The following is an 18,269-nucleotide window of genomic DNA, read 5'->3' on the forward strand; positions in this document are numbered from 1 at the left end:
CAGCCTGAGCTTGGCGGCGCGTACAGCGAGTACGCAACTCCCGCTCCCGAGCCGCAGCGCGCAGTACCCCCGATGCGCATCGGACGATGCATCGCACGAGCACTGGCCTCGGACCTTCACCGGTCCGGGGCTTTTTGCTGCCCGCGGTCACGCCCCCGCTCCGCCCGCTACTTCTCCGCGGGCACCGGGATGTCCAGGATCACCCGGGTGCCGCGCTCCGGCGCCGGGACCATGTCGAAAGTGCCGCCCAACTCGCCCTCCACCAGAGTGCGGACGATCTGCAGACCGAGATTGCCGGAGCGGTGCGGATCGAAGTCCTCGGGCAGACCGACGCCGTCGTCCTGGACGGTGACCAGAAGCCGGGCTTCCTTCGTCGTACCGCCACGGACCGCGGAGACCTCGACCGTGCCGGTGTCGCCCTCACGGAACCCGTGCTCCAGAGCGTTCTGCAGCACTTCGGTCAGCACCATCGACAGGGGGGTCGCGACCTCGGCGTCCAGGATGCCGAAGCGGCCGGCACGCCGACCGGTGACCTTGCCCGGGGAGATCTCCGCCACCATCGCCAGCACGCGGTCGGCGATCTCGTCGAACTCCACGCGCTCGTCCAGGTTCTGCGAGAGCGTCTCGTGCACGATCGCGATCGAGCCGACCCGGCGCACGGCCTCCTCGAGCGCCTCGCGGCCCCGGTCGGACTCGATGCGCCGGGCCTGGAGGCGCAGCAGGGCGGCCACCGTCTGGAGGTTGTTCTTCACCCGGTGGTGAATCTCCCGGATCGTGGCGTCCTTGGTGATCAACTCGCGCTCACGACGGCGCAGTTCCGTGACATCGCGCAGAAGCACCAGCGAGCCGATGCGCGTGCCCTTGGGCTTGAGCGGGATGGCCCGGAACTGGATCACCCCGTCGTGCGCCTCGATCTCGAACTCGCGGGGCGCCCAGCCGCTGGCCACTTTGGCGAGCGCCTCGTCCACCGGGCCGCGGGACGGGGCGAGTTCGGCGGTGGTCCGGCCGAGGTGGTGTCCGACCAGGTCGGCGGCGAGGCCCATGCGGTGGTAGGCCGAGAGGGCGTTCGGGGAGGCGTACTGCACGATGCCGTCCGCGTCGAGCCGGATCAGCCCGTCCCCGACGCGGGGCGAGGCGTCCATGTCGACCTGCTGGTTCTCGAACGGGAAGGCGCCGGCCGCGATCATCTGCGCCAGGTCGGATGCGCTCTGCAGATACGTGAGTTCCAGGCGGCTCGGTGTGCGCACGGTGAGCAGGTTGGTGTTGCGGGCGATCACACCGAGGACGCGCCCCTGGCGCCGTACCGGGATGGACTCGACGCGGACCGGGACCTCCTCGCGCCACTCCGGGTCGCCCTCGCGCACGATCCGGCCTTCGTCCAGGGCGACGTCCAGCATGGGGCGCCGGCCACGCGGGACGAGGTGACCGACCATGTCGTCCTGGTACGAGGTGGGCCCGGTGTTGGGCCGCATCTGGGCGACGGAGACGTAGCGCGTGCCGTCGCGGGTGGGAACCCACAGGACGAGGTCGGCGAAGGAGAGGTCGGAGAGGAGCTGCCACTCCGAGACCAGCAGGTGGAGCCACTCGAGGTCGGAGTCGTCGAGCGCGGTGTGCTGGCGTACGAGTTCGTTCATGGAGGGCACGTGGCTGAGCGTACCTGGCGGTACGGACAGCGATCGAAACCAGCCAGATTCCACCGCTCTCCCGCCCGGCCGGACCCGCCGGAAACACCCGCGGGCCGCGGCGCCTGAGAGGGACCCTCAACCCTCCCGGCACCGCAGCCCGGAGCAACAACGGCCGTGGGGTGTGCGGTCCCGGTCGGCCGAAGGATGAGGACCCGGGGCAGTCAGGGCAGAGAGCTCCGGTTCCTCGGTCCGCCCTCCTGTGCGGGGAGGGCGGAAGCCTGACGTTCACCTTGCGTGACTATCGCGGTAAGCGTCTCTTTGGCCATTGTGGACTAGACCACTCACCATGTCCATGCGGTGGACGATGTCTGCTGTTGTCGCGTTCCGCCGACTGCTCGGAGACCCGAGCACCCGGCCCAAAGCCTAACCCTGTTGGCTCACCCGCGGGGCCAGACGGCCAGGGCAATTTCCGCGAGCGCCTCCAGTTCCCCCCGGCTCGCGCCGTCGCGCGCCTGCTGGGACATGCCCTGGATCATGGCGCCGGTGTATCGGGCGAGAGTGGCGGCCTCGGTGTGCGGGGGCAGCAGACCCGCGGCCACGTCGGCCGCGATCCGGCTCTCGATCGCGGCGATGTTGGCGTTGCGCCGCTCCCGCAGGGACTCCTCCACCTCGGGGGTCGAGCAGTTGACGGCCGCGTGGATGACGAGGCAGCCGTGCGGCCTGCCGGGCGCCGTGTACTCGACGGCGGCCTCGCGCAGCATCCGCTCTATACCCGCGCGCGCGGTCGGCTCCTCGGCGAGCGCACGGTCACCGAAGGATCCGTACCGCGTCCCGTACTCCTGTACGACCTCCTCGAACAGCGAGCGCTTGTCGCCGAAGGCGGCGTACAGGCTCGGGGTGCCGATGTCCATGACTCGCGTGAGGTCGGACACGGACGTCGCCTCGTAACCGTGCTCCCAGAAGGCCATCAGCGCCTTTTCCAGGGCCGTCGCCCGGTCGAAGGAACGGGGGCGGCCACGACCCCTGCCCCCGGTACCCCTGGCCGGCGCCCCGGCCCGCTCGCTCTTCTCGCTGCTCGCCATGGAGCGGATTTTATAGCGATGACTAGAGAAATGCCGCCCGGGTGCTGTACGGTCATTTCTGTAGCGACCGCTAGACAAATGCGAAGGGGGCGCCGACATGGGCGTGCAGGGTGCGCTTACGGGCAGGACGGCTCTCGTCACGGGGGCGAGCAGGGGCATCGGGCGAGGGATCGCCGAGCGGCTGGGGCGCGACGGCGCGCGAGTCGCGGTGCACTACGGCAGGAACAAGGCGGCGGCCAAGGAGACGGTCACCGCGATCGAGGCGGCGGGCGGCTCGGCGTTCGCCATCGGGGTCGAGCTGGGCGCTCCGGGGGCCGCCGAGGCACTGTGGGAGGAGTTCGACCGGCACGCCGACGGACTGGACATCCTGGTGAACAACGCCGGGATCGGCAGCACCCACCCCATCGGGGAGATAGGGGAAGAGGAGTACGACGCCGTCTTCGCGGTCAACGTTAAGGCGCCGTTCTTCCTCCTCAAACACGGCATGGCACGGCTGCGCGACGGGGGCCGGGTCATCAACATATCGTCGGGACTGGCGCGCTCCGCGGTGATGCCGGACAACATGGCGTACGCGATGACGAAAGGCGCGCTGGACGTCTTCTCGCGCGATCTCTCCAAGGTCCTCGGCGCCCGCGGCATCACGGTGAACTCGGTGGCGCCCGGCATCATCGAGACGGACAACACGGCCGAACTGCTGCACGGGAGCGCGGACGGCTGGGACCGGGCGTCCGCCCTCTCCGCGCTGGGCGGAGTGGGCACGCCGGCCGAGGTGGCCGACGTGGTCGCGTTCCTCGCCTCGCACGGGGGCCGATGGGTCACGGGAAGCTGGGTGGACGTGACGGGAGGCTCCATGACGTCATGACGCCGCCACCCGCCTGACCGGTTCAACGCGCCCGAGGGGCCCAGCTCTGTTAGATTGGTCTAAACCACATAGCCAGTCCCGGACCCCGGGTGAGTCCTCTCTTCGAAACGGCAGGCAAGCGTGGAAGTTGTCATCGTTCCCGATGCCAAGGCGGGCGGCGAGCTCATAGCCGAGGCCATGGCGCAGCTGCTGCGGCGCAAGCCCGACGCTCTGCTCGGGGTGGCCACCGGCTCGACGCCGCTGCCGGTGTACGAGGCACTGGCGGCCAAGGTGCGCTCGGGCGCCGTGGACACCGCGCGGGCTCGGATCGCCCAGCTCGACGAGTACGTCGGCCTCCCCGCTGAGCACCCGGAGTCGTACCGTTCAGTGCTGCGACGCGAGGTGCTCGAGCCGCTGGGAATCGACATGGACGCGTTCATGGGCCCCGACGGCACGGCCGCGGACGTGCAGAGCGCGTGCGAGGCGTACGACAGGGCGCTGGGCGGAGCCGGCGGCGTCGACCTCCAGCTGCTGGGCATCGGGACCGACGGGCACATCGGGTTCAACGAGCCTTGCTCCTCGCTCGCCTCGCGGACCCGGATCAAGACGCTCACCGAGCAGACCCGCGTCGACAACGCGCGCTTCTTCGACGGTGACATCGAGCAGGTGCCGCACCACGTGATCACGCAGGGCATCGGCACCATCCTGGAGGCCCGGCACGTGGTGCTGCTCGCGACCGGCGAGGGCAAGGCGGACGCGGTCGCCGCGAGCGTCGAGGGCCCGGTCGCGGCCGTGTGTCCGGCCTCCGCGCTCCAGCTGCACCCGCACGCCACGGTCGTCGTCGACGAGGCCGCCGCCTCCAAGCTGAAGCTCGCCGACTACTTCCGGCACACCTACGCGCACAAGCCCGACTGGCAGGGGATCTGAACCTGTCCGAGCCCTGAGCGCCGGACGATTCCGAGCGAAAGGCGCCGGTCCCCGCGTCGGGGGCCGGCGCCGTCGTCGTACCGACCGGGGGGAGGCCATCAGCGGGCCGGGAGTCGGCGAACGCCTCGCCGTACCGACGGAAGGGCCTACCCAGCGCGGTGCCCGTCGCGCGACGAGCGACGCACCCTCTGTCCGAGCCCTCTGCCTGAGGAACGCGGGCGTCTGCGCGCAGCAGCGGGCGTGGTCGGCAGACGCCCATGGGCAACCGTGCGCAAAGGCGCCGGACCCCGCTCCGGGGGCCCGGCGCCTGCGTCGTGGCGGCGGCTGTGTCCGCTACGCGCCGGCGATGACCTCCGCCGCCGCCCTGCCGCAGACGCGGGCCGCGCCGTGGGTGGCCAGGTGGAGGGACCCGCGGGGTTCGGCCCCGGGGACGCCCATCTCGACCACGATCGTGTCGGGGCGGGCCGCCAGCAGGGTGTCGAGGGTCGCCGCCATCCAGGGGTGGCGGTGCTCGTCACGGACGACGGCCACGACGCGGCGCGGACCGGCCGCGGCCAGCACTTCCTTCCCGGCGTCCGGCCCGGTGAAGCTGCCGGTCTCCGTACCGGGGAGCAGCCGGACGAGCTCGGCGGCGACGCCCCAGGGCGTCTCGTCGCCGACCGCGATGTTCGCGACGGGAGTGAGCGCGGCGACGTACGGCGGCTCGGTGAGGGGAGCGAAGCCCTCGGCGCCCGTGATCCGCAGGGCACGGCGCGCGGCACGCAGGCCCACGTCGCCGTCGCCCCCGCCCACGGCCCCGGCGTCGCCCGCCGGGTGCGCCGCGGTCCAGCGGGCCAGGGCGCGGACGCGTTCCGCCGCGTCGGCCAGGCGCTCCTCGGGCAGCTCGCCCGAGCGGACGGCCTCGACCAGGGCGTCGCGCAGCCGTCGTACGGTGTCCTCGTCGGCCAGGCCACCGCCCACGCAGATCGCGTCCGCGCCGGCGGCGATGGCCAGCACGCTGCCGCGTTCGATGCCGTAGGTGTCCGCGATGGCCCGCATCTCCATGCCGTCGGTGACGATCAGGCCGTCGTAGCGCAGTTCGCCGCGGAGCAGCTCGGTCAGGATGTGGCGGGACAACGTTGCCGGGTGGTCCGGGTCCAGGGCCGGGACCAGGATGTGGGCGCTCATCACCGCACGGCTCCCGGCGGCGATGGCCGCGCGGAACGGCACCAGATCGCGTGCGGCCAGCAGGGCGGCGTCCACGTCGATGCGCGGCATGGCGTGGTGGGAGTCGACGGCCGTGTCGCCGTGCCCGGGGAAGTGCTTGGTGCAGGCGGCCACGCCGGACGACTGCAGGCCGGTGACGTAGGCGGCGGTGTGCCGGGCGACCAGGTCGGTGTCGGCACCGAAGGCGCGTACGCCGATGACCGGGTTGTCCGGGTTGGAGTTCACGTCGGCGGACGGGGCCCAGTTGAGGTTCACGCCACAGGCCGCGAGCCTGCGGCCCAGTTCCGCGGCCACCTCCCGGGTGAGCCCGGTGTCGTCCACCGCGCCGAGGGCGAGGTTGCCGGGGAAGGAGGAGCCGGTGCGTACCTCCAGGCGGGTGACGTCACCGCCCTCCTCGTCGATGGCGACCAGCACGTCCTCGCGCTCGGCGCGCAACTGCGCGGTCAGCGCCGCCACCTGCTCGGGCGAGGCGATGTTGCGCCCGAACAGGCCGACGGAAGCCAGCCCCTCACCGAGGCGGCGCAGCAGCCAGTCGGGGGCGGTGGTGCCGGTGAAGCCGGGCTGGAGAACCGTGAGCGCGTCGCGGGTGAGGGTGTCGGTCCCCCTGGCGATGGTCGTCATGGGTGGCGTTATCCCTTCACGGCGCCGGCGGTCAGGCCGCTGACGGCCTTGCGCTGCAGGAAGACGAAGAGGATCAGGATCGGGATGGCGAAGAGCGACGAGGCGGCCATGGTCGCACCCCAGTTGTCGCCGAAGACGGTCTGGAAGCTGGTCAGCCACAGCGGCAGGGTCTGGGACTCCGCCTCCTTGTTGACGACCAGGACGAGGGGGAGCTCGTTCCAGGCGGTGATGAAGCCGAACATCGAGGTGGACATCAGGCCCGGAGCGAGCAGCGGCAGGATGACCAGGCGGAAGGACTGGGCGCGGGTGCAGCCGTCGACCATCGCGGACTCCTCCAGTTCCTTCGGCACGGCGGCGACGAAGCCGCGCAGCGTCAGGATGGTGAAGGGCAGGATCATCATCATGTAGAAGAGGGTGAGCGGCACGAGGCTGTTCAGCATCGACGCGTCGCGCACGATCATGTAGATGGCGATGACCATGACTTCCCACGGCGCCATCTGGGCGAGCATGAAGCCGACGATGAAGCCGCGCCGTCCCTTGAACCGCATCCGTGCCAGGGCGAAGGCCCCGGCCAGGGCGATGACCAGCGAGAAGACGACCGCGCAGACGGTGACGATGAGCGAGTTGCCGACGTACGTCCAGAAGTGGTCGGCGTCGACCGCGGTCTTGAAGTGCTCGAAGGTGACATCGGTCGGGAACCAGACCGGGTCCTCCGAGATGATGTCGCCGGTCGGCTTGAAGGCCGTGGCGAACATCCAGTAGACGGGGAAGACGAGGCCGATGAACAGGATGACGGCCGTGACGTTGGGCCACACGCGGCCGAAGAGCGAGCGCTTCACAGCTCGTCCTCCTCTTGCTTGAGCACGATCCTGAGGTAGTAGGCGGTCAGGCCGAGCATGATCAGGATGGTCAGGACCGCGATCGCCGCTCCCATGCCGTAGTGCTGGTTGCCGACACCCTCGACATAGGCGTAGACGGGCAGGATCTCGGTGAGGCGGTCGGGGCCGCCGCCGTTGAACGTGTAGACCTGAACGAACGCCTTGAAGATCCAGATGATCTCCAGGAAGGTCGTCGCGTAGAGGAACGGCCGCAGGACCGGCAGGGTGACCGTGGTGAAGCTGCGCCAGGCGCCGGCTCCGTCGAGGGCGGCGGCCTCGTACAGCTCGCCGGGGATGGTGGTGGTCGCCGCGTACAGGTTGATCGCGACGAACGGGACGGACATCCAGACGATGAGCAGGGTGACGACGAAGAAGGTCGACATCTGGCTGCCGGTCCAGCTGTAGTCGGCCATGGAGTGCCAGCCGAGCTTGTCCAGGACCCAGTTGACGACGCCGAAGCGCTGGGCGAAGAGCCACTGGTAGACGGTGGTCGCGGCGACCACCGGCATGGCCCACGCCAGCACCAGGCCGATCATCAGCACGAGCCGCATCACCCTGCCGAGGCGGGCGAGCAGCAGGCCGATCAGGGCGCCCACCACCATGGTGAGGGCGACGTTGACCGCGGTGAAGAGGATCGAGCGGACGGTGACCCGCCAGAAGTCCTCGCCGGTCAGGACCTCCTTGTAGTTGTCGATACCGTTCCACTCGGTGACGTGCTGGATCAGCTGCGCCATGTTGAGGTTCTGGAAGGACAGCAGGGCGTCCTTCAGCAGCGGCCAGCCGAGCAGCAGCACGGTGGCGGCGCAGGCGGGCAGCAGCAACAGATACGGGGCGAGTGCGCCGGCGCGCGACGCGGCTCTCGGTTTCGGCCGGCCGGTGCCCCCGCCGTCCGCCTTGCGGACGTCCGACGGGCCTGATGGCGGCCGTTCGGTCTGCACGGTCATGCTCGCGGTCTCTCTCTTCTCGACCTGTTCAACTCGATGCCGGGGCGGGGGCCGTCGTCTGCCGACCCCCGCCCCGGCTCACCCGGTCCTACTGCTGCTGCGCCAGGCGCTTGTTGAACTCGCCCTCGACCTGCTTGGCGGCGTCGGCCGGGGACTTACCCTTCAGCACGGCCGTCAGGTAGGTCTTGATCGGGTTGGGGTCGTTCTCGACCGCGGCCCACTCCGGGATCAGCGGCGTGGTGTCACCGCCCGCGGCGGCCGGCGCGGCGGCCTCGGCGGCGGCGTTGCCCTGCAGGTTGGTCTGCAGCGCCTCCTTGTTCGGGATGACGCCGTTGGCCTTGGCCAGCGCGCCCTCGTACTTGTCGGACAGTGCGATCTTCAGGAACTCCTTGGCCAGCGCCTGCTTCTTGCTGCCCGCGGCGACGGCCAGGTTGGAGCCGCCGAGGAAGACGCCCTCGGGCTTGTCGGCCGTGGCACCCGGGATGGTGAAGTAACCGAGGTCCTTCTCGATCGCCGGGTTGGTGGTGATCGCCGTGGCGCCCTCCCAGCCCATGCCGATGATGGCGCCGGTCTTGCCCTTGGCGAAGATCTCACCCTGCTGCGGGGTGGCCTCGTCCTTGTCCTTGGGCGCCTTGGAGAGGGCCTGGAACTTCTTGTACGTCTCGGTGGCGGCGGCGACCTTCGGGTCACCCAGGTTGGAGACGTACTTGTCGCCGTCCTTCTTCACCAGCTCGGCGCCCTCACCGATGGCCAGGCCCACGAAGTGGTACCAGTTCTGGCCGGGCATGTAGATCGGCTCGGCGTCGGTCTTCTCGCCGATCGTCTTGAGAGCGTTGTAGAACTCGTCGCGGGTCTTGGGCGTCTCCTTGATGCCCGCGTCCGCCCAGATCTTCTTGTTGTAGACGACCACGCGGTTGACCACGAACCACGGGGCCGCGTACTGCTTGCCCTCGAAGACGGCGGACTTGTTGAGGGACTCGGACCAGTCGGCGCCGATCCCGCTCTTGAGGTCGCTCAGGTCCGCCAGGCCACCGGTCTTGGCGTAGGCCGGGGTCTGGGTGTTGCCGATCTCGAAGACGTCGGGCGGGTTCTCCTCGGAGAGGGCGGTGGTCAGCTTCTGCTGGATGCCGTTCCACTTCTGGATCTCGAACTTGACCTTGGCCTTGGTCTTCGCCTCGAACTCCTTGGCGAGGTCCGCCTGCCAGTCGTCCGGGGAGGACCCGTCCATCACCCACACGTTGAGCGTCTCGCCGGCGTAACCGTCCGCCCCGGACTTCTTGCCGTCGTCGTCGCCGCCGTCGCCCCCGCACGCCGCGATCGAGACCATCATGCCCGCGATACCGATCGCGGCTATCAGCTTGCGCTTCACGCCACCCTCCTCAGGGATGCCACAAAACCCCCCTGCCTCCCCGCGGTTGCTCGTCGACGCGGACCGCCCATGGGGCCGGGACCTGGACCAATGGTGTAGACCAGTACGGGGAGCTTGGCCCAGACCAATAGGGCTGTCAAGGGTGTTCAAGCGCGCTCCGGGCGTCCGTGATGCGACCGAGATATGCAGGGACCTTTCATTCCGCAAGCGGCAGATCGGACGGTCCGGGACCGGGTGTACCACCACTCACCGCATCACGTGCCGGTACGGTTCCGAACGCGCGTACCAGCGAGGTCGAGCGGCCCTGTGGACTAGACCAACGAGGGTCCCGGAGGTATACAGAAGGGATCACGGAGCGTGCCGGACCGTCCCGGCGCCAAGCCGTGCCACGATGTGAGCCGTGACCGGCGGGGAGATGTCGGTCGCTTCGGCACCCGGAGCCGGGAAGGCAGAGCATGAGCACCGACGTCAGCAGTGCGGAGAACGAGGGTGGGGCGACCGTCCGTACCGCGCGCGTGCCCAAGTACTACCGTCTGAAGAAGCATCTGCTCGACATGACCCGGACGCAGACACCGGGCACGCCGGTCCCACCGGAGCGCACGCTGGCCGCGGAGTTCGACACCTCGCGCACGACCGTGCGCCAGGCCCTTCAGGAACTGGTCGTCGAGGGCCGCCTCGAGCGCATCCAGGGCAAGGGCACCTTCGTCGCCAAGCCCAAGGTGTCGCAGGCCCTGCAACTCACCTCGTACACCGAGGACATGCGGGCGCAGGGCCTGGAGCCCACCTCGCAACTGCTGGACATCGGTTACATCACCGCCGACGACCGGCTCGCGGCGCTGCTGGACATCACGGCCGGGGGGCGGGTGCTGCGCATCGAGCGGCTGCGCATGGCCAACGGAGAGCCGATGGCCATCGAGACGACCCACCTGTCGGCCAAACGCTTCCCGGCCCTGCGCAGGTCCCTGGTGAAGTACACCTCGCTCTACACGGCCCTCGCCGAGGTGTACGACGTCCATCTGGCCGAGGCCGAGGAGACCATCGAGACCTCGCTGGCCACCCCGCGCGAGGCCGGCCTGCTCGGCACCGACGTCGGCCTGCCCATGCTGATGCTCTCCCGCCACTCGCTGGACCGGACGGGGCAGCCGGTGGAGTGGGTCCGGTCGGTGTACCGGGGCGACCGCTACAAGTTCGTGGCCCGGCTCAAGCGGCCCCAGGACTAGGGCCCGCCGTTCCAGGACCCACCCCGGCGCACATCCGGCAGAACCCGCCGCGCCCGATCGCGACGTTGCAGTTGAGGACCGATATACGGACGAGGGCTTCCGCTGTCTTGACGCCGTCCCCTACATTTCGTGCGCACTGCACCAGGTGATCAGCTAGGGGACGGAGCCGCCGCATGTCAGAAGACCCAGAAGTGAGCAGAGGGCCGGTGGTGACGCCGGTGCGCGTCGTCATCGGCCTCTGCCTCGTCGCACCGTTCGTCGCCATGCTGTGGGTCGGGTCGTACGCCGATGCCGACCCGGACTTCATCGGCGTCCCGTTCTTCTACTGGTACCAGATGGCCTGGGTACTGATCTCCACCGTGCTCACGATGATCGCGTACAAGCTGTGGCAGCGTGACCAGCGCGCCCGCCGGGAAGGTGGGGCCAAGTGAACGACGGAGTGAACGGCGTCGCACTCGCCGTCTTCATCTTCTTCTTCGTCCTCGTCACCGCGATGGGCTTCCTGGCCGCGCGCTGGCGCCGGGCGGAGAACGAGCAGAGCCTTGACGAGTGGGGCCTCGGCGGCCGCTCGTTCGGTACCTGGGTCACCTGGTTCCTGCTGGGCGGCGACCTGTACACGGCGTACACCTTCGTGGCCGTACCGGCGGCGATCTACGCGGCGGGCGCCTCCGGCTTCTTCGCGGTGCCGTACACGATCCTGGTCTACCCTCTGATCTTCACCTTCCTGCCCCGGCTGTGGTCGGTCTCCCACAAGCACGGGTACGTGACGACGTCGGACTTCGTGCGCGGCCGGTTCGGCTCGAAGGGGCTGTCGCTGGCCGTGGCCGTGACCGGCATCCTGGCGACGATGCCGTACATCGCGCTGCAGCTGGTCGGCATCCAGGCCGTGCTGGACGTGATGGGCGTCGGCGGCGGTGAGGACACCAACTGGTTCATCAAGGACCTGCCCCTGCTGATCGCCTTCGGTGTGCTGGCGGCGTACACCTACTCGTCGGGTCTGCGCGCGCCCGCGCTGATCGCGTTCGTGAAGGACACGCTGATCTACATCGTGATCGCGGTGGCGATCATCTACATCCCGATCAAGCTGGGCGGCTTCGACGACATCTTCGCGGCGGCGGGTGACAAGTTCACCGAGTCGGGCAAGGGCTCGCTGACGCCGGACCACGGCGGCCAGTGGACATACGCCACCCTGGCGCTCGGCTCGGCGCTCGCACTGTTCATGTACCCGCACTCGATCACCGCGACGCTGTCCTCGCGCAGCCGTGAGGTGATCCGCCGCAACACCACGATCCTGCCGCTGTACTCGCTCATGCTGGGCCTGCTCGCACTGCTGGGCTTCATGGCGATCGCGGCCGGGGTCAAGGTGGACAACGGGCAGCTGGCGATCCCGCAGCTGTTCGAGAACATGTTCCCGGACTGGTTCGCGGGCGTGGCCTTCGCGGCGATCGGCATCGGCGCCCTGGTCCCGGCGGCGATCATGTCGATCGCGGCCGCGAACCTCTTCACCCGCAACATCTACAAGGACTTCATCAAGCCGGACGCCACACCGGCCCAGGAGACCAAGGTCTCCAAGCTGGTGTCCCTGCTGGTGAAGGTGGGCGCGCTGGTCTTCGTCCTCGGCATGGACAAGACGGTCGCGATCAACTTCCAGCTGCTGGGTGGCATCTGGATCCTGCAGACCTTCCCGGCCCTGGTCGGCGGCCTGTTCACCCGCTGGTTCCACCGCTGGGCGCTGCTCGCCGGCTGGGCGGTCGGCATGGTCTACGGCACGGTCGCCGCCTACGGTGTGGCCTCGCCGACGCAGAAGCACTTCGGCGGCTCCTCGAAGGAGATCCCGGGCATCGGCGAGATCGGCTACATCGGCCTCACCGCGTTCGTGCTGAACGTCCTGGTCACCGTGGTCCTGACCTTCGTCCTGAGGGCCGTCAAGGCGCCCGACGGCGTCGACGAGACCAAGCCGAGCGACTACACGGCGGACGCGGGCGACCCCGGCGTCCAGACGGAGCTCCCGCCGGCCACGGCGGGCACGTCGCACTGACCTGCGGCACACGCGCCGCGCAGCGGGCCGTCGGAGAGATCCGGCGGCCCGTTGTCGTACCCCTCGGGCACACTCGGCCCCATGAACTTCGTGATCCGGCAAGCGGCCTCCGACGAGTACGACCCCCTCGGCGAGATCACCGCACAGGCCTACCTACGGGACGGGCTCCTCGACTTCGGGGAGAGCGACGCGTACCTCGGCGAGCTGCGGAACGTGGCCAAGCGGGCGGTGGCCGCCGAGGTGCTGGTCGCCGCGGCGGACGGCCGGGTCCTCGGCGGCGTGGCCTTCGTGCCCTCCAGCGGTCCCATGTCCGACATCGCAGGGCCCGGCGAGGCCGAGATACGCATGCTCGCCGTCGCCCACGAGGCACGCGGCCGCGGGGTCGGCGAGGCGCTCGTGCGGGCCTGCGTCGACCGCGCCCGGGCCGTCGAGGGCTGCGTACGCGTCGTGCTGTCGACCCAGCGCACGATGCGCACCGCCCACCGCCTCTACGAACGGCTGGGCTTCACCCGCACCCCGGACCGCGACTGGAAGCCGCTCCCGGAGCTCGACGACATCACCCTCCTCACTTATGAACTGACACTCTGACACCGACCCGACACAACATCTGGGGGTGCTCGCGGAACCCGGCACAAGATGTATGCTCATGCTCGCTGTCGCCGCAGGGGAATCCGGTGCGAATCCGGAACTGTCCCGCAACGGTGTACTTGCGTGTTTCCGCACGCATGTCCAGTCCGAGGACCTGCCGACAGTGCGCCCGGCCGTCCCGGTCCGGGTGCCATGACGTCCGGGCCTCGCGGAGTGGGCCGGTGGACGCGACGCCGCGTGCGTTCGTGAGCTGCCCCTGCCCTCCGCCAGGCCCCGTGCCGAGCGAGGGAGTGCCCCCACGTGACCATCGCGCCAGCCGATCCGGCTTCAGCGACCCCGGCGACGGCGACCGAGGAACCCGACGGTCCCGGTGCCGCGTTGCTGCGCACCCTGACCGGGCTGACCGCCGACCTCCGGGGCGCCGACCCCGGCCGGGTCGCCGCCGCCGCACTGCGCGGCCGGTCCGCCCGCGCGGACGAGGCCGAGCTGCGCGAGCTCGCCACGGAGGCGGCGGCCGGACTCATCTCGGAGGACCCGGTCTACTCCAAGCTGGCCGCCCGCCTGCTCACGATCGGCATCCGTGCCGAGGCGGCCTCCCAGGGCGTGACCACCTTCACCGACTCGGTCGCCGCCGGCCACCGCGAGGGTCTGATCGCCGACCGCACCGCCGAGTTCGTGCGGCTGCACGCGGACCGCCTCGACGCGCTGATCGACCCGGTGGCCGACGACCGCTTCGGCTACTTCGGGCTGCGCACCCTGCACAGCCGCTACCTGCTGCGGCACCCCACCAGCCGCAAGGTCGTCGAGACCCCCCAGCACTTCATGCTCCGCGTCGCCGCCGGTCTCGCCGAGGACGACAGCACCAGGTCCGCGGACGAGGTCGCCGCCCTCTACGGGCTGATGAGCAGCCTCGACTACCTGCCCTCCTCCCCCACCCTGTTCAACTCCGGCACCCGGCACGCCCAGATGTCGTCCTGCTACCTCCTGGACTCCCCCAAGGACGAACTCGACTCCCTCTACGACCGCTACCACCAGGTCGCCAACCTCTCGAAGCACGCCGGCGGCATCGGCATCGCCTACTCCCGCGTCCGCTCCCGAGGTTCCCTGATCCGCGGCACCAACGGGCACTCCAACGGCATCGTCCCGTTCCTGAAGACGCTGGACGCCTCGGTCGCCGCCGTCAACCAGGGCGGACGGCGCAAGGGCGCGGCGGCGGTCTACCTGGAGACCTGGCACGCCGACATCGAGGAGTTCCTGGAGCTGCGCGACAACACCGGCGAGGACGCCCGCCGCACGCACAACCTGAACCTCGCGCACTGGGTGCCGGACGAGTTCATGCGCCGGGTGGACGCCGACGGGACCTGGTCGCTGTTCTCACCGTCCGACGTCCCCGAACTGGTCGACCTGTGGGGCGAGGAGTTCGACACCGCCTACCGCAGGGCCGAGGCGGCGGGACTGGCCCGCAGGACGCTCCCCGCCCGTGAGCTGTACGGCCGTATGATGCGCACCCTCGCGCAGACCGGCAACGGCTGGATGACCTTCAAGGACACCGCCAACCGCACGGCCAACCAGACCGCCGAGCCAGGCCACGTCGTCCACTCCTCCAACCTCTGCACGGAGATCCTGGAGGTCACGGACGACGGGGAGACGGCGGTCTGCAACCTGGGCTCGGTCAACCTCGGCGCGTTCGTCGACCGGGCGACCGGCGACCTCGACTGGGACCGGCTGGACGCCACCGTCCGCACCGCCGTCACCTTCCTGGACCGGGTCGTCGACATCAACTTCTACCCGACCGAGCAGGCGGCCCGCTCCAACGCCCGCTGGCGTCCGGTCGGCCTCGGCGCGATGGGCCTGCAGGACGTCTTCTTCCAGCTGCGCCTGCCCTTCGACTCGCCCGAGGCCAAGGCCCTCTCCACGCGCATCGCCGAGCGGATCATGCTCGCCGCGTACGAGACGTCCGCCGACCTCGCCGAGCGCGACGGCCCCCTGCCGGCCTGGGGGAAGACCCGTACGGCCCGGGGCGTGCTGCACCCCGACCACTACGACGTCGAACCGGCCTGGCCGGAGCGCTGGACGGCACTGCGCGCACGCATGGCCACGACCGGTCTGCGCAACTCCCTGCTCCTCGCGATCGCGCCGACCGCCACCATCGCCTCCATCGCGGGCGTGTACGAGTGCATCGAGCCGCAGGTGTCCAACCTGTTCAAGCGCGAGACCCTCTCCGGCGAGTTCCTCCAGGTCAACTCCTACCTGGTGGACGACCTGAAGCGGCTTGGAGTGTGGGACGCCCGCACCCGCGAGGCGCTGCGCGATGCGGGCGGCTCGGTGCAGGACTTCGCCTGGATCCCCGAGGAGGTGCGGCGGCTGTACCGCACGGCCTGGGAGATCCCGCAGCGCGGCCTGATCGACATGGCCGCCGCCCGTACCCCGTACCTCGACCAGGCCCAGTCGCTGAACCTGTTCCTGGAGACGCCGACCATCGGGAAGCTCTCCTCGATGTACGCCTACGCCTGGAAGCAGGGCCTGAAGACCACGTACTACCTGCGCTCCCGCCCGGCGACCCGCATCGCCCGCGCGGCCGCCCGCGCCACCGTCCCCGTGCAGGCCACCCCGGACCCCGAAGCGGTCGCCTGCTCCCTGGAAAACCCCGAGTCCTGCGAGGCCTGCCAGTAATGACCACCGAAACCGTGCCCGGCGCGACCAAGAACCTGCTCGACCCCGGCTTCGAGCTGACCCTCCGCCCCATGCGCTACCCCGACTTCTACGAGCGCTACCGGGACGCCATCAAGAACACCTGGCACGTGGAGGAGGTCGACCTCCACTCGGACGTCGCCGACCTGGCCAAGCTCAGCCCCGAGGAGCAGCACCTGATCGGCCGGCTGGTGGCCTTCTTCGCGACGGGCGACTCGATCGTCGCGAACAACCTGGTGCTGACCCTCTACAAGCACATCAACTCCCCCGAGGCGCGGCTGTACCTGAGCCGGCAGCTCTTCGAGGAGGCCGTGCACGTCCAGTTCTATCTGACGCTGCTGGACACCTACCTCCCCGACCCGGCGGACCGCGCCGCCGCCTTCGCGGCCGTGGAGAACATCCCTTCCATCCGTGAGAAGGCCGAGTTCTGCTTCACGTGGATGGACTCGGTCGAGTCGATCGACCGCCTGGAGACCAAGGCCGACCGCCGCCGCTTCCTGCTCAACCTCATCTGCTTCGCCGCGTGCATCGAGGGCCTGTTCTTCTACGGCGCCTTCGCCTACGTCTACTGGTTCCGCAGCCGGGGCCTGCTGCACGGTCTGGCCACCGGAACCAACTGGGTGTTCCGGGACGAGACGATGCACATGTCCTTCGCCTTCGACGTGGTCGACACCGTCCGCAAGGAGGAGCCGGACCTCTTCGACGACGAACTGCGGCAGCAGGTCACCGACATGCTGGGGGAGGCCGTCGAGGCCGAGCTGCAGTTCGCGCACGACCTGTGCGGTGACGGCCTCCCGGGCATGAACACCGACTCGATGCGGCAGTACCTCGAGTGCGTCGCCGACCAGCGCCTGGCGCGCCTCGGCTTCGCCCCGGTGTACGGCTCCGAGAACCCCTTCTCCTTCATGGAGCTGCAGGGCGTTCAGGAGTTGACCAACTTCTTCGAGCGGCGCCCCTCCGCGTACCAGGTGGCGGTGGAGGGCACCGTCGACCTGGAAGAGGACTTCTGAGGCTCCCGGGCCTCCTTCCCCTCACTCCGGTCCTCCTGGGCCCGCCTGAGCTGACGGTCGACGCGCTTGTCGTGCACGATGCCGATCACCGAGGGCAGGACCATGAGGACCAGGAGTCCGAAGGTCACGAGCATTCCGATCAGGGCTTCCATCTGGTTTCCGGTCATGACACCACTGTCGCGCCGGGCACTCCTTACCGGGAGTGGCAGGACTGCCGTAGGGCCTCGATTTCCTGCCACTTCCGAGGCACACTGGCGGCATGCTGCAGAACGTGGCCGCCGTCCTGCTGGACGGCGTGCATCCCTTCGAACTCGGAGTGGTCTGCGAGGTCTTCGGCATCGACCGGAGCGACGACGGCCTGCCGGTGTACGACTTCGCGGTGGTGTCGGCGGAGGGTCCGGCGCTGAGCACCCATGTCGGCGGGCTCTCCGTCTCCACGCCGTACGGGCTGGACCGGCTGGAGGAAGCCGACCTCATCACGGTGCCGGCGGGGAGCGACTACGTCCGCCGGGAGTACCCGCCCGAGCTGCTGGACGCCCTGCGGCGGGCGGTGGACCGGGGCGCGCGGGTGCTGAGCGTGTGCTCGGGGGTGTTCGTGCTGGGCGCCGCCGGGCTGCTGGACGGCAGGCGGTGCGCGGTGCACTGGCACCACGCGGCCGAGCTGGCCCGGCAGTATCCGCAGGTCGCCGTCTCACCCGACGTGCTCTACGTGGACGAGGACCCGGTGATCACCAGCGCCGGCACCGCCGCCGGCATCGACGCCTGTCTGCACATCGTCCGCAAGGAACAGGGGCCGGAGGTCGCCAACAAGATCGCCCGGCGCATGGTCGTACCGCCGCACCGGGACGGCGGGCAGGCGCAGTACATCGAACGGCCGCTGCCGCCCTCCTCCTGCGACACCGTCGGCGAGGTGCTGGCCTGGATGGAACAGCACCTCGACGAGGAGGTCACCGTCGACCAGCTCGCGGCCCGGGCGCACATGTCCCCGCGCACCTTCGCCCGCCGCTTCCAGCAGGAGACGGGTACGACTCCCTACCGCTGGATCCTGCGCCAGCGTGTGCTGCTGGCCCAGCGGCTGCTGGAGGCGACGGACGAGACGATGGACACGATCGCCTGGCGCACGGGCTTCGGCACGGCGGCGGCCCTCAGACACCAGTTCGTCAGGTCCCTGGGCACCACCCCGCACGCCTTCCGGCGCGCCTTCCGGGGCCCGGAGGCAGCGGCCTGAT

General features: G+C 69.9%; 16 protein-coding genes and 1 riboswitch. Of the genes, 9 read left to right on the forward strand and 7 right to left on the reverse strand.

Annotated elements, in window-relative coordinates; genetic code table 11:
• Positions 1-167: 167 nt before the first annotated feature.
• Complete coding sequence (locus RM812_RS15735) at positions 168-1,643, reverse strand: sensor histidine kinase (RefSeq protein ID WP_311573171.1); 1,476 nt, start codon at positions 1,641-1,643, stop codon at positions 168-170.
• 419 nt (positions 1,644-2,062) lie between these two features.
• A complete protein-coding gene (locus tag RM812_RS15740; protein ID WP_311573172.1) occupies positions 2,063-2,707 on the reverse strand; it encodes a TetR/AcrR family transcriptional regulator in 645 nt (214 codons plus the stop codon).
• 97 nt (positions 2,708-2,804) lie between these two features.
• On the opposite strand from RM812_RS15740, the gene RM812_RS15745 reads away from it, so the two are divergent.
• On the forward strand, positions 2,805-3,569 hold the full coding sequence (locus RM812_RS15745) for an SDR family oxidoreductase (RefSeq protein WP_311573173.1): 765 nt from the start codon (positions 2,805-2,807) through the stop codon (positions 3,567-3,569).
• A 120-nt stretch (positions 3,570-3,689) separates the two neighbouring features.
• Entirely contained in the window at positions 3,690-4,475 is a 786-nt protein-coding gene (nagB, locus tag RM812_RS15750) for a glucosamine-6-phosphate deaminase (RefSeq protein WP_311573174.1), read from the forward strand.
• A 333-nt stretch (positions 4,476-4,808) separates the two neighbouring features.
• Here nagB and RM812_RS15755 read toward each other — a convergent pair whose 3' ends face one another.
• From RM812_RS15755 to RM812_RS15770, 4 genes are all read right to left on the reverse strand, one after another.
• Positions 4,809-6,302 (reverse strand): glycoside hydrolase family 3 protein, encoded by a 1,494-nt coding sequence (locus RM812_RS15755; protein WP_311573175.1) that lies wholly within the window; start codon positions 6,300-6,302, stop codon positions 4,809-4,811.
• 8 nt (positions 6,303-6,310) lie between these two features.
• Positions 6,311-7,141 carry a carbohydrate ABC transporter permease gene (locus RM812_RS15760; protein WP_311573176.1) on the reverse strand — a complete coding sequence of 277 codons (831 nt, stop codon included), beginning with the start codon at positions 7,139-7,141 and terminating at the stop codon, positions 6,311-6,313.
• Positions 7,138-8,124, reverse strand: a complete 987-nt coding sequence (locus RM812_RS15765; RefSeq protein ID WP_311573177.1) for a carbohydrate ABC transporter permease — start codon at positions 8,122-8,124, stop codon at positions 7,138-7,140. The genes RM812_RS15760 and RM812_RS15765 overlap by 4 nt, the downstream gene beginning before the upstream one ends.
• A gap of 88 nt (positions 8,125-8,212) precedes the next feature.
• The gene (locus tag RM812_RS15770) at positions 8,213-9,493 is read right to left on the reverse strand and encodes an extracellular solute-binding protein (RefSeq protein WP_311573178.1); all 1,281 of its coding nucleotides are present in this window, start codon (positions 9,491-9,493) and stop codon (positions 8,213-8,215) included.
• Between the two features lie 455 nt (positions 9,494-9,948).
• On the opposite strand from RM812_RS15770, the gene RM812_RS15775 reads away from it, so the two are divergent.
• From RM812_RS15775 to RM812_RS15800, 6 genes are all read left to right on the forward strand, one after another.
• Positions 9,949-10,713: a GntR family transcriptional regulator gene (locus RM812_RS15775; RefSeq protein WP_311573179.1), complete on the forward strand. Its 765-nt coding sequence runs from the start codon at positions 9,949-9,951 to the stop codon at positions 10,711-10,713.
• A 173-nt stretch (positions 10,714-10,886) separates the two neighbouring features.
• A complete protein-coding gene (locus tag RM812_RS15780; RefSeq protein WP_311573180.1) occupies positions 10,887-11,144 on the forward strand; it encodes a DUF3311 domain-containing protein in 258 nt (85 codons plus the stop codon).
• Positions 11,141-12,751 carry a monocarboxylate uptake permease MctP gene (mctP, locus tag RM812_RS15785; protein WP_311573181.1) on the forward strand — a complete coding sequence of 537 codons (1,611 nt, stop codon included), beginning with the start codon at positions 11,141-11,143 and terminating at the stop codon, positions 12,749-12,751. The genes RM812_RS15780 and mctP overlap by 4 nt, the downstream gene beginning before the upstream one ends.
• An 81-nt stretch (positions 12,752-12,832) precedes the next feature.
• Positions 12,833-13,339: a GNAT family N-acetyltransferase gene (locus tag RM812_RS15790; RefSeq protein ID WP_311573182.1), complete on the forward strand. Its 507-nt coding sequence runs from the start codon at positions 12,833-12,835 to the stop codon at positions 13,337-13,339.
• A gap of 52 nt (positions 13,340-13,391) precedes the next feature.
• A riboswitch (cobalamin riboswitch) is annotated at positions 13,392-13,515 on the forward strand.
• 124 nt (positions 13,516-13,639) lie between these two features.
• Positions 13,640-16,012: a ribonucleoside-diphosphate reductase subunit alpha gene (locus RM812_RS15795; protein WP_311573183.1), complete on the forward strand. Its 2,373-nt coding sequence runs from the start codon at positions 13,640-13,642 to the stop codon at positions 16,010-16,012.
• Positions 16,012-17,040 (forward strand): ribonucleotide-diphosphate reductase subunit beta, encoded by a 1,029-nt coding sequence (locus RM812_RS15800; RefSeq protein WP_311573184.1) that lies wholly within the window; start codon positions 16,012-16,014, stop codon positions 17,038-17,040. Before RM812_RS15795 ends, RM812_RS15800 begins: the two co-directional genes overlap by 1 nt.
• Here the strand turns inward: RM812_RS15800 and RM812_RS15805 are convergent.
• Positions 16,953-17,207, reverse strand: coding sequence for a hypothetical protein (locus RM812_RS15805; RefSeq protein ID WP_311573185.1), 255 nt, complete (start codon positions 17,205-17,207; stop codon positions 16,953-16,955). The genes RM812_RS15800 and RM812_RS15805 overlap by 88 nt on opposite strands.
• Before the next feature lie 92 nt (positions 17,208-17,299).
• Here RM812_RS15805 and RM812_RS15810 point away from each other — a divergent pair, with 92 nt between their 5' ends.
• Complete coding sequence (locus tag RM812_RS15810; RefSeq protein ID WP_311573186.1) at positions 17,300-18,268, forward strand: GlxA family transcriptional regulator; 969 nt, start codon at positions 17,300-17,302, stop codon at positions 18,266-18,268.
• Position 18,269 lies beyond the last annotated feature (1 nt).

The sequence above is a fragment of the Streptomyces lancefieldiae genome, from assembly GCF_031845825.1.
Taxonomy (GTDB): Bacteria; Actinomycetota; Actinomycetes; order Streptomycetales; family Streptomycetaceae; genus Streptomyces; species Streptomyces lancefieldiae.

Coding starts and splice junctions, on each gene's coding strand:
- RM812_RS15740 (WP_311573172.1), bottom strand. CDS start 2,707: ATGGCGAGCAGCGAGAAGAGCGAGCGGGCCGGGGCGCCGGCCAGGGGT.
- RM812_RS15745 (WP_311573173.1), top strand. CDS start 2,805: ATGGGCGTGCAGGGTGCGCTTACGGGCAGGACGGCTCTCGTCACGGGG.
- RM812_RS15755 (WP_311573175.1), bottom strand. CDS start 6,302: ATGACGACCATCGCCAGGGGGACCGACACCCTCACCCGCGACGCGCTC.
- RM812_RS15765 (WP_311573177.1), bottom strand. CDS start 8,124: ATGACCGTGCAGACCGAACGGCCGCCATCAGGCCCGTCGGACGTCCGC.
- RM812_RS15775 (WP_311573179.1), top strand. CDS start 9,949: ATGAGCACCGACGTCAGCAGTGCGGAGAACGAGGGTGGGGCGACCGTC.
- RM812_RS15780 (WP_311573180.1), top strand. CDS start 10,887: ATGTCAGAAGACCCAGAAGTGAGCAGAGGGCCGGTGGTGACGCCGGTG.
- RM812_RS15790 (WP_311573182.1), top strand. CDS start 12,833: ATGAACTTCGTGATCCGGCAAGCGGCCTCCGACGAGTACGACCCCCTC.
- RM812_RS15800 (WP_311573184.1), top strand. CDS start 16,012: ATGACCACCGAAACCGTGCCCGGCGCGACCAAGAACCTGCTCGACCCC.
- RM812_RS15805 (WP_311573185.1), bottom strand. CDS start 17,207: ATGACCGGAAACCAGATGGAAGCCCTGATCGGAATGCTCGTGACCTTC.
- RM812_RS15810 (WP_311573186.1), top strand. CDS start 17,300: ATGCTGCAGAACGTGGCCGCCGTCCTGCTGGACGGCGTGCATCCCTTC.